We start from the raw sequence: 12,575 nt of genomic DNA, 5'->3' as shown, positions 1-12,575 counted from the left end.
AATTACCGCCATTTCTCCTCTTGTCACCCCGGCCCTGAGCCGGGGTCCCGCTGCTCTCAGTTTAGCAATTCGAACATATCCCGCCAGTCAGGGTTGCTGCGCTCAATCAGGTCGAATTTCCACTGGCGACGCCAACGCTTGAGGCGTTTTTCCTGTTCGATGCAATCCACGATGTTTTCGCCGCGTTCCGCCCAAACCAGTCGGTAGAGGCTGTATCTTCCGCAGAAATCAAAACCTGATCCAGTGCGGTGCTGATGAATGCGGGAAGCAAGATCTGACGTAACGCCAACATAAAGTGTGCCGCGGTACCGGTCAGCCATCATGTAGACCCAACCGCCTTGCTTTGTTCCCGCCATCGTTCAAGTCTAGAAAAGCGGGACCCCGGGTCAAGCCCGGGGTGACGGATGTGGGAGTTAGCCTCTCAACACCCCCGCCAACGCCTCATCCCAGCCCGCCAGACGCTTCGCTCTCGTTTCCTCGTCAAGCGCGGGGACGAACCGTTCGCTCGGTCCCGCCATCGCTTCGCAGGCGTCCTCCAGCGCCGGGAACAGGCCCGCGCCGACAGCGGCGAGCATGGCGGCGCCCTTGGCGGTGGTTTCGACGAAGGCGGGGCGGGTGACGGGCATGTCCAATATGCCGGCAATGTCCTGCGCCATCCAGTCATTCGCGGCCATGCCGCCGTCAATGCGCAATTCCGTCCAGGGCGTGCCATCGGCGGCGAAGGCGGCCTGCAGATCGTGGGTCTGGTAGGCCATCGCCTCCAGCGCCGCGCGGGCGATGTGCGCGCGGCCTGCGCCGAAGCTGAGGCCGGACAGGACGCCGCGCACATCGGGCCGCCAGTGCGGCGCGCCAAGGCCCGTCATGGCCGGGATCAGATAGACGCCGCCATTGTCCGGCACGCTTTGGGCCAGCTCCGCCGTTTCCGCGGCCGTGCCGAGCAGGCCCAGGGAATCGCGCAGCCACTGGATCAGGCTGCCCGCCACGAAGATGGAGCCTTCCAGGGCGTAATGCCGTTCTCCCCCCGCCTGCCGGGCGATGGTGGAGAGAAGGCGGTTATTGCTGTCCACCGCCGTCGCGCCGGTCGGCGCGATGACGAACGCGCCGGTGCCATAGGTCGCCTTCGACTGGCCGGGGGTCAGGCAGTTCTGGCCGATGGCGGCGGCCTGCTGATCGCCCGCCAGGCCGCAAATGGGGAGGGGGAGGCCGAAATGGCTGGGGTCGACCGTTCCGAACCGGCCATGGCTGTCCGTGATTTCCGGCAACAGGCGGCGATCCACGCCGAACAGGGCGAGCAGATCATCGTCCCATCCGCCCTTGTGAATATCCATCAGGGCCGTGCGGGAGGCGTTGGTGGCGTCGCTGATGTGCAGGCCGCCGGTCAGGCGGTGGATGAGATAGCTTTCCATCGTGCCGACGGCGAGGCGATCTCCCGCATCCCTGAGCGCGGGCCAGTGGTCGAGCGCCCAGCGAATCTTGCTGGCGGAGAAATAGGGGTCGAGCAGCAGGCCGGTGCGGGCGCGCAGCATGGGTTCATGGCCTGCGTCGCGCAGCGTGTTACAGGCGTCGGCGGTGCGCCGGTCCTGCCAGACGATCGCGGGGGCGAGCGGCTGGCCCGTGTTCCTGTCCCAGAAAACAATGGTTTCGCGCTGGTTGGTGATGCCGAGCGCGCGGATTTGGGGCGGGTCTTGCGCCTCGCCGACGACCTGCCGGGCGCAGGCGAGCGTCTTGTCCCAGATTTCGGCGGCGTCCTGTTCGACAAGGCCGGAGGCGGGATAATGCTGGGCGATGCTGGACTGGGCGGTGGAAAGGCAGTTTCCGGCGGGGTCGAACAGCATCGCCCGCGTGGAGGTGGTGCCTTCGTCCAGGACCAGCAGCAGTCCGTCATTCATGGATGTCTTGCCCTTCCGATCCTCAACCCTTGGGGAGGATAGGGTGGTATCGGGCGGAGGCAAAGCCCTTGGAAAAATGCACCTTCATCCGTTCGAGACGAACGGGGGTGGGAAATGGCCAGGTGTGGAAGGGCAGTCCTTCGACTTCGCTCAGGACGAACGGGGGAGTTTCTGTTGGTATGGGAAGCTTACCGCACGACCCCGCGATAGGCGATCTGGCCGGTCGCGCCGGGGGAGACCGGGCTGTTCACGGTCCAGCGGACATGGGTGATGTCATCGGCCGTGGCGCGGCGGGTGCCGCCAAAGGGGGTGCGGAGCTGCAGCGTGTCCAGCCGGCCCCAGTTGCGGCCGCCATCCACGGACACCTGCATGTCCTGCCGCGCGGTGTCGATGCGGACCGACTGCGGCACGGGATTGGTGACGGCGAAGCGGCTGACCGGCGCCGGCCCGTCATTGCGATAGCGCAGGACGAACACCAGCCTGTCGCCCTGGCCAAGCTGCCCCGGCGCGGCGAGCACGCGGCGTTCCCCGCCATTCAGGTCGTTGCTGACCTTTTCGACAAAGACATTGGAGGAGAGCGTGACCGGCTGCTGCGCCAGCGCGGCGGCCGGATGGGCCAGCGTGACGAGAGAGGCGGCGAGGATAGTCCAGCGGTGCATATGCCTGTTCCGTTTCCGTTCGGTACGGCAGCACACCTATCGGCCGGTTTCCCAAGATTTGGTTAACGGCCTGTTAGCCATAGCGTGAAATATAGGGAGGACGCTCTTGCCAGCGGCCCCGCGCGGGCGCACAAGGCGCGGGTGCAAAAGGTGAACATTTGGGCGCGAGAATTTTGAACGCAGGGGAAACGGAAGCGACGTGAAGCAGGATAATGGCGGTTGGGATGACCGGCAGGAGATAGACCAGCGGCGCGACCGCCTGCTTGCGGCGCTGGCGCTGTTCATCGGCGTCGGGCTGGCCTTTGCCTTGCCGTTCGTCCTGAAGGCGGGCGCCGAGTTCTTCCTGCCGCTGACCGCCGCACTGGTCATCGCCATCGCCCTGGTGCCGTTCCTGGAATGGATGGAGGGCCGGGGCATGCCCTCGCCGCTGGCGGCGCTGATCGCGCTGATCACCTTCCTGCTGGTGGCGAATACAGCGCTGGTGCTGATCGTGGTGCCGGCGACCGACTGGTTCCGCATCCTGCCGGAGCGCATCCCGCAGATACAGGCGAATCTGGCGCCGGTGATCGACATTTACTCGCAGCTTCAGAAATTCATCGACGAGACGGTGCAGATGCTGGCGTCCGGCCCGGTTGCCGCCGCGCAGACCGCCGCGGTCGATGCGCCCCGGTCCCTGCTGCAGTTCGCCGCGACCTCCGCCCCGTCGGCGATCATCCAGATGTTCTTCGCCCTGCTGGTGATCTATTTCTTCCTGTCCGGCTGGACCTCCCTGCGCAAGCGCACGATCCGCGGGCGGGCGAGCTTCGACGATTCGCTGGCGATCGCCCGCGTCATCCAGAATGTCGTCGATGCGACATCGGCCTATGTGATGACGATCGCCACGATCAATATCAGCCTGGGCCTGTCGGTGGCGCTGGCGCTGTACCTGATCGGCATGCCCTCACCGCTGATGTGGGGCGGCATCGTCGCCCTGCTGAACTTCGTTCCCTATTTCGGGCCGATCCTGGCGGCGACGCTGCTGGCGCTGGCGGGACTTATGGTGTTCAACGATGTGTGGGTGGCCCTGCTGCCCGCCGCCGTGCAGGTGGGCTTTCACCTGGTCGAGGCGAATGCGATCACGCCGCTGGTGCTTGGCCGCCGCCTGACGATGAACCCGCTGCTGATTCTCGTGTCCCTGAGCTTCTGGGGATGGGTGTGGGGCACGCCTGGCGCATTGCTCGCCGTGCCGCTGCTCATCATCATCCAGACCGTGCTGGCGGCCGCAGGAAAGCCGGATATCGCCGGTTTCCTGTTCGAGCAGGGCACGCTGACCGCGCCGCACAGGGGCGAACATCAGGATAAAGCGACAAGGCCCGAACAGGACGGTTGACAGTGCCGGTCGCCTCTTATACCTGCGCGCTTCCACACCGAACGCGGGTGTAGCTCAGTTGGTTAGAGCGCCGGCCTGTCACGCCGGAGGTCGCGGGTTCAAGTCCCGTCACTCGCGCCATTTCCCGGCCTGATCGCCGCCAGAAGCCGATCAAAATACGGGATTTATCTTACAGATTTGATGAAGCGGCCGCGCAGGCTCTTATGGCGTGGACACGCTGACCCATGCGCCGCATTCCGCGCGGCGGCTGATGTCAGAGTTGGGTGAAGATGTAGCCCAGGCCGCCGACCGCGCCCAGAGCGGCAAGAATGAATATGATGGCCTCTCCCGCCCCGCCGGTGCTTGCCCGCGCCGGGCTGGGCACTGGCTTATTGCCTTTGATCGGGGGACGGCGGGTAACGAACATCTGCATCCTCGCTAAAAGCGGTCTGTTTATCGTTAACCTTTATCATGAACGATTGGGAAAGCAAAAGATTTGCGCCGCAGGACGGGGCGCATCGCCGCGGCGATCGGGTCAGGGCCGCCAGCGGCCGGTTTCCATCCATGACAGCAGGGGCTTGAGCGGCAATATCCAGACTATGCCCGCTATGATGTAGATGACGCCCTGCAGCAGCGCGTGCAACTGGCCGATCCAGGGCGAGAGGCTGCCGATGATCACGGCCCATAGCGTGATGAGCAGCAGGATGAGGAACATGCCGGCGGGTTTGCGCCAGCTCGGTTGCGGCCCGGAGGACTGTGGTCCGCTGGTCATGCCGTCACTTCCTCGATAAATTCGACTTCGGTCAATATCGCCTGCAGCGGCAGATCCCAGACATCGGCCGGGACTTCCTCATATTCCTGGATCGACCAGGCGATGCCGATCCGCAACGCCTCCGGGTGACGGGCGAAGGCCCGGTCATAATAGCCGCCGCCCTGACCCAGCCGATTCATCCGCCGGTCGAAGCCAAGCAGCGGGGCGATGATCGCATCCGGCGCGACCGGGCCGATTCCCGGTTCCGGGTGGCTGGTGCCGAAGGGGCCGGGGTAAAGCTGATCCTCTTTGCGCCAGCGCAGAAACTCCATGCCGCCCAGCCTGTCGATCACGCGCGGGAGGCACAATGTCTTGCCCATGTCCGTCAACGCCGCAGCGAGACGGAGCACCGGGGCCTCATCGTCCAGCGGGACATAAAGGGCCACGGTCTCTGCATCCGCGATCATGCGGGCGAAGGGGGAGGGAAGCGCCTTGAACGCCAGCCGGTGCGCCAGCGGATCGAGCGAAGCGACGAAATTGCGCCGCCTTTGCCGCGCTATGTCCCGCAATGCCTGCTTGTCGGTCAAGATAATGGCTCTCGCGATCGGTCTGGAGCCGGGAAGGGTGACGGGACCACCTCGGCCGTTTGCTGGAAGATCCTCTGACGCCTCAACGTCAGGTGGGGACCATGTAAGTCGGACCAGGGTCCGGTCAGGGACAGCCCCCGTGGATTTGATATCGCCTCAGGGATGTTCGCAAAAGCTCGTACCAGGCAGTACCCGCCATCGCCAATCTAGGACGCTGCGGCCTCCGGCACAAGCCTTTGCGCCAATGCCTCCAGCCTTTCAGCGAGAGATTCCATCGCCCTGGCCGCCGGTTCGTCATTGGATTGGGGGGACGACGGCGCAGGAGCGGCGGCGCTGGCAGAGCCGCCCCGGCGCAGTTCCTCAAGCTCGTCCGCCAGGAAGATCGCGGCGAACAGCAATTGGCGGACCTCGGTAAGACCGGGCGCGGCCTTTGCCGCCTGCGCGACCTTTACATCCACAAGCGCGGCGAGGCGCTCCAGATGGGCTTCGTCGCCATCGCGGCAATACATGGCGTAACGGCGGCCGCCGACGCCGATCTCGACATCAGCCACGGGCCTTCATCTCCGCGATCAGGGAATCCAGGGATTTGAGCGCCTCGACCGCGCGGGCGCGGCTGTCGTCGTTCATCGCCTTCGGCGTGGGAGCCTGGGCCGGGGACACGTCCGGCGCGCGCGGCGCGGCGGCAAACGCCTCCAGCCTGCCAAGAACAGCGTCCATCCTTGCGATCGCATCGGTCAGTCGGTCACTCGCCATTAACCATGCATAGCAGGAAGTTCCGGCGATGCAAAAGGCGGCGATATAAGGAATTTTCCAGCGTTCAGCGAAATTGATAGGTCAGCTTCACGCCCACATGCTCGTCAAAGCTCTTGCCCGCGCGATTGCGGTTGAAGATCAGCTCCTTCGCGATCGGGTTAAGCTGCATTTCATGCGGGTTTATCTCCGCCCGGCAATTGTCGATATGCCGGTCGCACAGCGCCAGCGCGCCGCGCCGGGTCGGTTCGGCGGCGTTCTTGCCCTGACGGATATAGCCCATGCGCGCGCTGAGATGCGAGGGCGTGCGGCCCATATCGACGTCGCCGGCATATAGTTCGACGGTGCGTTTGAGGCGTTCCGCCTCGAACCCTTCGGGAAGCGCCTCGACCCGGTCGCTGTCGCAACCGGACGCCGGACAGGATGACGACGCCTGAAGCATGGTCGCGCTGGCCGCCATGCGGAAGGAGGAGGAGGCTCTGGGCGAGATTTTGACGATCTGCGGCTTCTGCGCATATCCCGGAGCGGCGGGAAGCGGCGTGGCGCTGAGATTGCCGGCCGAAACGGCGGAGCGGGTGGCCGATAGGGCGGCCGGCTTGGCTGCGCGGGCGAAGGAGGCCGACCCGGTTTCGGCGGCCAGAGGCGCGCAGAATGCGGCAAGCGGCATCACCGCCCATGTCGTCATGCTTTTCCGGCCCAACGCGAACACCTCACTCTACCAGCCGCAGGAGAAATCCATCGTCCGGCGGCTTGCCCGCTACGGGCGGGGCAGGTCATGCGCGTGACAATCGGATGTCATTTCCGTGAATCCTGGCGAATTTGAGATGGATCGTCCGATGTGACGCCAGAGCGGCGCAGTATGCCGCCGCGCGCCGCGAAGGAACGCAAAAGGCCGGATTCCCGCCCCTGCGGGAAGGGCGGGCGGCGGGCGGCGGGTTGTCGGGAGGGCGCGCCTGCTTTCCGGACCCGCCCCGCTATGGTTGACGCATCTGCCTTCTGGCGACAAAGGAGTGCCGATTTATCGACTCGCCCGCCCGGCTATCCAGCCGGACCGCTATTCAGGGAAGCCCGCCGGCGCATGACCGTATCCGAAAAGACTCTCGCCAACGCCATTCGCGCGCTGTCGATGGACGCCGTTCAGGCCGCAAACAGCGGCCACCCCGGCATGCCGATGGGCATGGCCGATGTCGCCACCGTGCTGTTCCGCGAGTATCTGAAGTTCGATCCCGCGCAGCCGAAATGGGCCGACCGTGACCGGTTCATCCTGTCCGCCGGGCATGGATCGATGCTGATCTACAGCCTTCTCCACCTGACCGGCTATGCCCGGCCGACGATGGAGGACATCCGCAATTTCCGGCAGTTGGGCTCGCCCTGCGCCGGGCACCCGGAGAATTTCGAACTGGCCGGGGTCGAGACGACCACGGGGCCGTTGGGGCAGGGCCTGGCGATGGCCGTGGGCATGGCGATTGCCGAGCGGCACCTGAACGCGACCTTCGGCGATGGCATCGTCGATCACCGGACCTGGGTGGTCGCGGGCGACGGATGCCTGATGGAAGGCATCAACCATGAAGCGATCGGCCTGGCCGGGCATCTGGGCCTGGGCCGCCTGATCGTGCTGTGGGACGATAACAAGATCACCATCGACGGCGCGGTCAGCCTGTCGAGCAGCGAGGACATACCGGCCCGCTACGAGGCGACGGGCTGGCATGTCGTGTCCTGCGACGGGCATGATCCCGACGACATCCGCCGCGCGATCGACGCCGCCATTGTCGATCCGCGCCCCTCGCTGGTCCAGTGCGCGACGAAGATCGGTTATGGCGCGCCGAACAAGGCGGGCACGTCCGGCGTTCATGGGTCTGCGCTGGGTGATGCAGAAGTCGCCGCCGCGCGCGAATTTCTGGGCTGGGACGCCGCGCCTTTCGTCATTCCCGACGATGTGGCGGCCGAGTGGAAGAAGGCGGGAGAACGCGGTGCGACAGCTCGCACGGCGTGGGAAAATCTCCTCGCAAGCCACGCGCAAAAGGACGAATTTCTCCGTCGCATGGCGGGCGAACTGCCGGCCGATGACGGCACGGCGGGGCATATCGCCAGCCTGATCGCCAGCCCGCAGAAGATCGCGACCCGCAAGGCGAGCGAGATCGCGCTGGAGGCAATCAACGCCGCCGTGCCCGACACGCTGGGCGGATCGGCCGACCTGACGGGATCGAACAACACCAAGACCAAGACCACCGGGCCGCTTTCCAAGGACGATTATTCCGGACGCTATATCTATTATGGCATCCGCGAGTTCGGCATGGCTGCCGCGATGAACGGCATGGCGCTGCATGGCGGCGTGATCCCCTATGGCGGCACCTTCCTGGTCTTTTCCGACTATTGCCGGGCGGCCATCCGCCTGTCCGCGCTCCAGAAGGCGCGGGTCGTCTATGTGATGACGCATGACAGCATCGGCCTGGGCGAAGATGGTCCGACCCATCAGCCGGTCGAGCATGTCATGAGCCTGCGCATGATGCCGAACGTCGATGTCTATCGCCCCGCCGATGCGGTGGAGACGGCGGAATGCTGGGCGCTGGCGCTGGCCGACGCCGATGGTCCCGCCGTGCTGGCGCTGACCCGGCAGAACCTGCCGCAGCTTCGCACCGAAGCCTCCGCCGACAATCTGTGCGCCAAGGGCGCATACCGCCTGCGCGCCGCAAAGGCCGCGCGCAAGGTCGTGCTGCTCGCCACGGGATCAGAGGTCGAGATCGCCGTCCAGACCGCCGATCTGCTGGAAGAACAAGGCATTGGCGCGGACGTGGTGTCGATGCCGAGCTGGTCCCATTTTGATGCACAGGATGATGGTTACCGCGCTGGCCTGTTGCCTGACGATACGCTTAAGGCGTCCATCGAGGCGGGGGTCACCTTCGGCTGGGATCGCTATACCGGCCGGGACGGCCTGCGCTTTGGCATCGACAGCTTCGGGGCGTCCGCCCCGGCGGAAGTGCTTTACGACCATTTCGGCCTGACAGCAGGCAAGATCGCGCCGCAGATCATCGCGGCTCTCAAGGGCTAATCAAGGAGGCTAGTGCAGTGGCAACGAAGGTAGCAATCAACGGTTTCGGACGCATCGGCCGCCTGGTGGCGCGCGCCATCCTGACCCGCACCGATCACGACCTGGAGCTGGTCGCGATCAACGATCTGGGCGACACCAAGTCGAACGCCCTGCTGTTCAAGCGCGATTCCGTGCACGGCAACTGGGCCGGCGACGTGTCGGTTGACGGCGATTTCCTGGTCGTCGACGGCAAGAAGATCAAGGTGACCGCAGAGCGCGATCCCGCGAACCTGCCGCACAAGGATCTGGGCGTGGATATCGCCCTGGAGTGCACCGGCATCTTCACCGACAAGGCGAAGGCCAGCGCGCACCTGACCGCCGGCGCAAAGCGCGTCGTCATCTCCGCCCCCGGCACCAATGTCGACAAGACCATCGTGTTCGGCGTCAACCATGACAAGCTGACCGCTGACGACATCGTGATTTCCAACGCAAGCTGCACCACCAACTGCCTGGCGCCGCTCGCCAAGGTGCTGAACGATGCGCTCGGCATCGAGAGCGGCTTCATGACGACGATCCACAGCTACACCAACGACCAGAATACGCTGGATCAGCTTCACAAGGATATGCGCCGCGCCCGCGCCGCCGCCGTTTCGATGATCCCGACCTCCACCGGCGCAGCCCGCGCCGTGGGCGAGGTTCTGCCGGAGCTGAAGGGCAAGCTGGACGGATCGTCGGTGCGCGTGCCGACGCCGAACGTCTCGGTCGTGGACCTGAAGTTCATCGCCAAGAAGGACACCACCGTCGCCGAGGTCAACGAACTGCTGAAGGCTGCGTCGGAAGCCGGCCCTCTGAAGGGCGTTCTGGGCTATTCGGACGAGCCGCTGGTGTCGATCGACTATAATGGCGATCCGCGCAGCTCCACCGTCGACAGCCTGGAGACGGCGGTCGTGGACGGCAAGCTGGTCCGCGTGCTGAGCTGGTACGACAATGAATGGGGCTTCTCCAACCGGATGATCGACACCACCGGGATCGTGGCGAAGTTTCTGTAAGGCGTAAAGCTAACTTCCGTTCGCCCTGAGCGAAGTCGAAGGGCTTTGCTGAGCGTAGCGAAGCCCCTCACTTCGTTCGGGTGAGGGCTTCGACTTCGCTCAGCCTGAACGGTGATTGGAGCAAAGGAAGTGACATGACCAAGCCGTTCAAGACACTCGACGATATGGGCGACATCGCTGGCAAGGCGGTGCTGGTCCGTGAGGACCTGAACGTGCCGATGAAGGACGGGTCGGTCACTGACGACAACCGCCTGCGCGCAGCGATGCCGACTATCCTGGAACTGGCCGATCGCGGCGCGAAGGTGCTGATCCTTGCGCATTTCGGCCGTCCCAAGGGGCAGAAAAGCCCGGACATGTCGCTATCCCTGGTGACCCGCGCGCTGACCCATGTGCTGGGCCGCGACGTGCAGTTCATTCCCGATTGCCAGGGGCAGGCGGCGGCGGACGGCATCGCCGTGATGCGCGGCGGCGACATCGCCATCCTGGAGAATACCCGTTTCCATGCGGGCGAGGAAAAGAATGATCCGGCGCTGGTCGACGCCATGGCCGCGCTCGCCGATTTCTACGTCAATGACGCTTTCTCCGCGGCGCACCGCGCCCACGCCTCCACCGAGGGACTGGCGCACAAGCTGCCCGCCTTCGCCGGGCGGTCGATGGAGAAGGAGCTTGATGCGCTGCAGGCTGCGCTGGGCGAGCCGGTTAAGCCGGTCGCCGCCGTCGTCGGCGGGGCGAAGGTGTCGAGCAAGCTCGACGTTCTCAACAACCTTGTCACCAAGGTCGATCACCTGATCATCGGCGGCGGCATGGCCAACACCTTCCTGGCCGCGCGCGGCGTGGATGTCGGCAAGTCGCTGTGCGAGCATGACCTGGCCGAGACCGCCGAGAAGATCATGGATACGGCGGAGAAATCCGGCTGCATCATCCATCTGCCCTATGATGTGGTGGTGTCGAAGGAATTTGCCGCCAATCCGCCATCGGTGCGGACCTGCAATGTGCATGAAGTCGCCGCCGACGAGATGATCCTGGACGTTGGCCCCGCCGCCGTCGAGGCGCTGGGCGATGCGCTCAAGACCTGCCGCACGCTGGTATGGAACGGCCCGCTGGGCGCGTTCGAGATGGCGCCGTTCGACACAGCGACGGTGGCGCTGGCCAAGACCGCAGCCGCGCTGACGCGGGACGGATCGCTGACATCGGTCGCCGGTGGCGGCGACACGGTTGCGGCGCTCAACCATGCGGGCGTCGCCGCCGATTTCAGCTTCGTGTCGACCGCAGGCGGCGCTTTCCTGGAATGGATGGAGGGCAAGGACCTTCCCGGCGTCAAGGCGCTGATGAACTGACAGGCAATTGGTGGGCGTGGGAGGCGGGCAATGCGTAAGTGCCTGCTTTTCCATGCTGCGCCGCGCCGTGCCGGGGATGCGGCCAAAGCCGGCATGATGTCCCGTTTTGATCTTTTGCGCCGCAGCACGGGCGTTGCCGCCCAATGGCTATGCCGCTATCAAACCCCCAGACCGGGGCCAGAGGGCGGGAGCCTGTAGTCCTTCACCTTATTCATCGCCGCCAGAGGGGCGGCCAACCAAGCAAGGGTATGTGCAGATGCTCGATCAAGAGATGACCAAGAAGATTGCGGACGGGAACGGCTTTATCGCAGCGCTCGACCAGAGCGGCGGTTCGACGCCCAAGGCGCTGAAGGGCTATGGCATCGAGGAAGGCGCCTGGTCGAACGACGAGGAAATGTTCGGCCTGATCCACGGCATGCGCAGCCGCGTCATCACCGCGCCCTGCTTCACCGGCGACAAGGTTATCGGCGCGATCCTGTTCGAGCGCACGATGGACGGCGAAGTCGATGGCAAGCCAACCCCGCAGGCGCTGATCGAGCGCGGCGTCGTGCCCTTCATCAAGATCGACAAGGGTCTTGAGGACGAAGCCAATGGCGTGCAACTGATGAAGCCGATGCCGGAGCTGGACGCGCTGCTCGCCCGTTCCAAGGCGCTGGGCGTGTTCGGCACCAAGGAGCGTTCGGTCATCAACCTGGCCAACCGCGAAGGCATCGCCGCCGTGGTGAAGCAGCAGTTCGAAGTCGGCAAGCAGGTGCTTGCGGGCGGCCTGATGCCGATCATCGAGCCGGAAGTGAACATCAAGAGCCCAGAGCGCGCCGAAGCCGACCAGATCCTGCTGGAGGAAATCCTGAAGGAACTGGACGCGCTGACCGGCGACGCCCAGGTGATGTTGAAGCTGTCGCTGCCGACCAAGCCGGGCCTGTTCGATCCGCTGGTCGACCACCCCCGCGTGCTGCGCGTCGTGGCGCTGTCGGGCGGTTTCGCCCGCCCCGAAGCCTGTGTCGAGCTGGCCAAGAATCGCGGCATCATCGCCAGCTTCAGCCGCGCTCTGCTCAACGATCTGCGTCACCAGATGAGCGACGACGAGTTCGAAGCTTCTCTGGGCGGCGCGATCAACGAGATCCACGGCGCTTCGACCAAGAAGACGGTCGACGCCTGAGCCGGTGACGGCAATCCT

General features: G+C 65.0%; 14 protein-coding genes and 1 tRNA gene. 6 read left to right on the top strand and 9 right to left on the bottom strand.

The genetic code is table 11. The features are described 5' to 3' along the window. Positions 1 to 56: 56 nt before the first annotated feature. From KFK14_RS12635 to KFK14_RS12625, 3 genes are all read right to left on the bottom strand, one after another. Positions 57 to 356: a GIY-YIG nuclease family protein gene (locus KFK14_RS12635; RefSeq protein ID WP_212607889.1), complete on the bottom strand. Its 300-nt coding sequence runs from the start codon at positions 354 to 356 to the stop codon at positions 57 to 59. Between the two features lie 57 nt (positions 357 to 413). Then, a complete protein-coding gene (locus KFK14_RS12630; RefSeq protein ID WP_212607888.1) occupies positions 414 to 1,889 on the bottom strand; it encodes a glycerol kinase in 1,476 nt (491 codons plus the stop codon). 188 nt (positions 1,890 to 2,077) lie between these two features. After that, positions 2,078 to 2,548, bottom strand: a complete 471-nt coding sequence (locus tag KFK14_RS12625; protein WP_212607887.1) for a hypothetical protein — start codon at positions 2,546 to 2,548, stop codon at positions 2,078 to 2,080. Positions 2,549 to 2,747: 199 nt separating this feature from the next. Between KFK14_RS12625 and KFK14_RS12620 the strand changes: the two genes are divergently transcribed. Together KFK14_RS12620 and KFK14_RS12615 are read left to right on the top strand one after the other, a co-directional pair. Beyond that, positions 2,748 to 3,917, top strand: a complete 1,170-nt coding sequence (locus KFK14_RS12620; protein ID WP_070153564.1) for an AI-2E family transporter — start codon at positions 2,748 to 2,750, stop codon at positions 3,915 to 3,917. 43 nt (positions 3,918 to 3,960) lie between these two features. Continuing rightward, positions 3,961 to 4,037, top strand: a tRNA-Asp gene (locus KFK14_RS12615). Between the two features lie 133 nt (positions 4,038 to 4,170). Here KFK14_RS12615 and KFK14_RS12610 read toward each other — a convergent pair. The 6 genes from KFK14_RS12610 to KFK14_RS12585 form a co-directional block, all read right to left on the bottom strand. Beyond that, complete coding sequence (locus KFK14_RS12610; RefSeq protein WP_212607886.1) at positions 4,171 to 4,323, bottom strand: hypothetical protein; 153 nt, start codon at positions 4,321 to 4,323, stop codon at positions 4,171 to 4,173. A 108-nt stretch (positions 4,324 to 4,431) separates the two neighbouring features. Then, positions 4,432 to 4,668, bottom strand: a complete 237-nt coding sequence (locus KFK14_RS12605; RefSeq protein WP_212607885.1) for a DUF2842 domain-containing protein — start codon at positions 4,666 to 4,668, stop codon at positions 4,432 to 4,434. Beyond that, positions 4,665 to 5,234 carry a 5-formyltetrahydrofolate cyclo-ligase gene (locus tag KFK14_RS12600; RefSeq protein ID WP_246524619.1) on the bottom strand — a complete coding sequence of 190 codons (570 nt, stop codon included), beginning with the start codon at positions 5,232 to 5,234 and terminating at the stop codon, positions 4,665 to 4,667. The genes KFK14_RS12605 and KFK14_RS12600 overlap by 4 nt, the downstream gene beginning before the upstream one ends. Before the next feature lie 206 nt (positions 5,235 to 5,440). Next, a complete protein-coding gene (locus KFK14_RS12595) occupies positions 5,441 to 5,785 on the bottom strand; it encodes a cell division protein ZapA (RefSeq protein ID WP_212607884.1) in 345 nt (114 codons plus the stop codon). After that, on the bottom strand, positions 5,778 to 5,987 hold the full coding sequence (locus KFK14_RS12590; RefSeq protein WP_212607883.1) for a hypothetical protein: 210 nt from the start codon (positions 5,985 to 5,987) through the stop codon (positions 5,778 to 5,780). The genes KFK14_RS12595 and KFK14_RS12590 overlap by 8 nt, the downstream gene beginning before the upstream one ends. Positions 5,988 to 6,051: 64 nt before the next feature. Continuing rightward, a complete protein-coding gene (locus KFK14_RS12585; RefSeq protein ID WP_212607882.1) occupies positions 6,052 to 6,669 on the bottom strand; it encodes a hypothetical protein in 618 nt (205 codons plus the stop codon). A 393-nt stretch (positions 6,670 to 7,062) separates the two neighbouring features. Between KFK14_RS12585 and tkt the strand changes: the two genes are divergently transcribed. From tkt to KFK14_RS12565, 4 genes are all read left to right on the top strand, one after another. Further along, positions 7,063 to 9,033: a transketolase gene (tkt, locus tag KFK14_RS12580; RefSeq protein WP_070153546.1), complete on the top strand. Its 1,971-nt coding sequence runs from the start codon at positions 7,063 to 7,065 to the stop codon at positions 9,031 to 9,033. Between the two features lie 17 nt (positions 9,034 to 9,050). Then, positions 9,051 to 10,061 carry a type I glyceraldehyde-3-phosphate dehydrogenase gene (gene gap / locus KFK14_RS12575; RefSeq protein WP_212607881.1) on the top strand — a complete coding sequence of 337 codons (1,011 nt, stop codon included), beginning with the start codon at positions 9,051 to 9,053 and terminating at the stop codon, positions 10,059 to 10,061. Between the two features lie 134 nt (positions 10,062 to 10,195). Next, positions 10,196 to 11,398, top strand: a complete 1,203-nt coding sequence (locus tag KFK14_RS12570) for a phosphoglycerate kinase (RefSeq protein WP_212607880.1) — start codon at positions 10,196 to 10,198, stop codon at positions 11,396 to 11,398. 256 nt (positions 11,399 to 11,654) lie between these two features. Then, entirely contained in the window at positions 11,655 to 12,557 is a 903-nt protein-coding gene (locus KFK14_RS12565; RefSeq protein ID WP_212607879.1) for a fructose bisphosphate aldolase, read from the top strand. Positions 12,558 to 12,575 lie beyond the last annotated feature (18 nt).

The sequence above is a fragment of the Sphingobium phenoxybenzoativorans genome (assembly GCF_018286635.1).
Taxonomy (GTDB): domain Bacteria; phylum Pseudomonadota; class Alphaproteobacteria; order Sphingomonadales; family Sphingomonadaceae; genus Sphingobium; species Sphingobium phenoxybenzoativorans.
Note: the sequence above shows the minus strand (reverse complement) of the source record. Positions and strands in the feature narration are given on the sequence as shown.

Excerpts from the sequence above, each read along its gene's own strand:
- KFK14_RS12605 (WP_212607885.1), bottom strand. The coding sequence starts at position 4,668 with ATGACCAGCGGACCACAGTCCTCCGGGCCGCAACCGAGCTGGCGCAAA.
- KFK14_RS12585 (WP_212607882.1), bottom strand. The coding sequence starts at position 6,669 with ATGACGACATGGGCGGTGATGCCGCTTGCCGCATTCTGCGCGCCTCTG.
- KFK14_RS12565 (WP_212607879.1), top strand. The coding sequence starts at position 11,655 with ATGCTCGATCAAGAGATGACCAAGAAGATTGCGGACGGGAACGGCTTT.
- KFK14_RS12630 (WP_212607888.1), bottom strand. The coding sequence starts at position 1,889 with ATGAATGACGGACTGCTGCTGGTCCTGGACGAAGGCACCACCTCCACG.
- tkt (WP_070153546.1), top strand. The coding sequence starts at position 7,063 with ATGACCGTATCCGAAAAGACTCTCGCCAACGCCATTCGCGCGCTGTCG.
- KFK14_RS12625 (WP_212607887.1), bottom strand. The coding sequence starts at position 2,548 with ATGCACCGCTGGACTATCCTCGCCGCCTCTCTCGTCACGCTGGCCCAT.
- KFK14_RS12610 (WP_212607886.1), bottom strand. The coding sequence starts at position 4,323 with ATGTTCGTTACCCGCCGTCCCCCGATCAAAGGCAATAAGCCAGTGCCC.
- KFK14_RS12635 (WP_212607889.1), bottom strand. The coding sequence starts at position 356 with ATGGCGGGAACAAAGCAAGGCGGTTGGGTCTACATGATGGCTGACCGG.
- KFK14_RS12570 (WP_212607880.1), top strand. The coding sequence starts at position 10,196 with ATGACCAAGCCGTTCAAGACACTCGACGATATGGGCGACATCGCTGGC.
- KFK14_RS12590 (WP_212607883.1), bottom strand. The coding sequence starts at position 5,987 with ATGGCGAGTGACCGACTGACCGATGCGATCGCAAGGATGGACGCTGTT.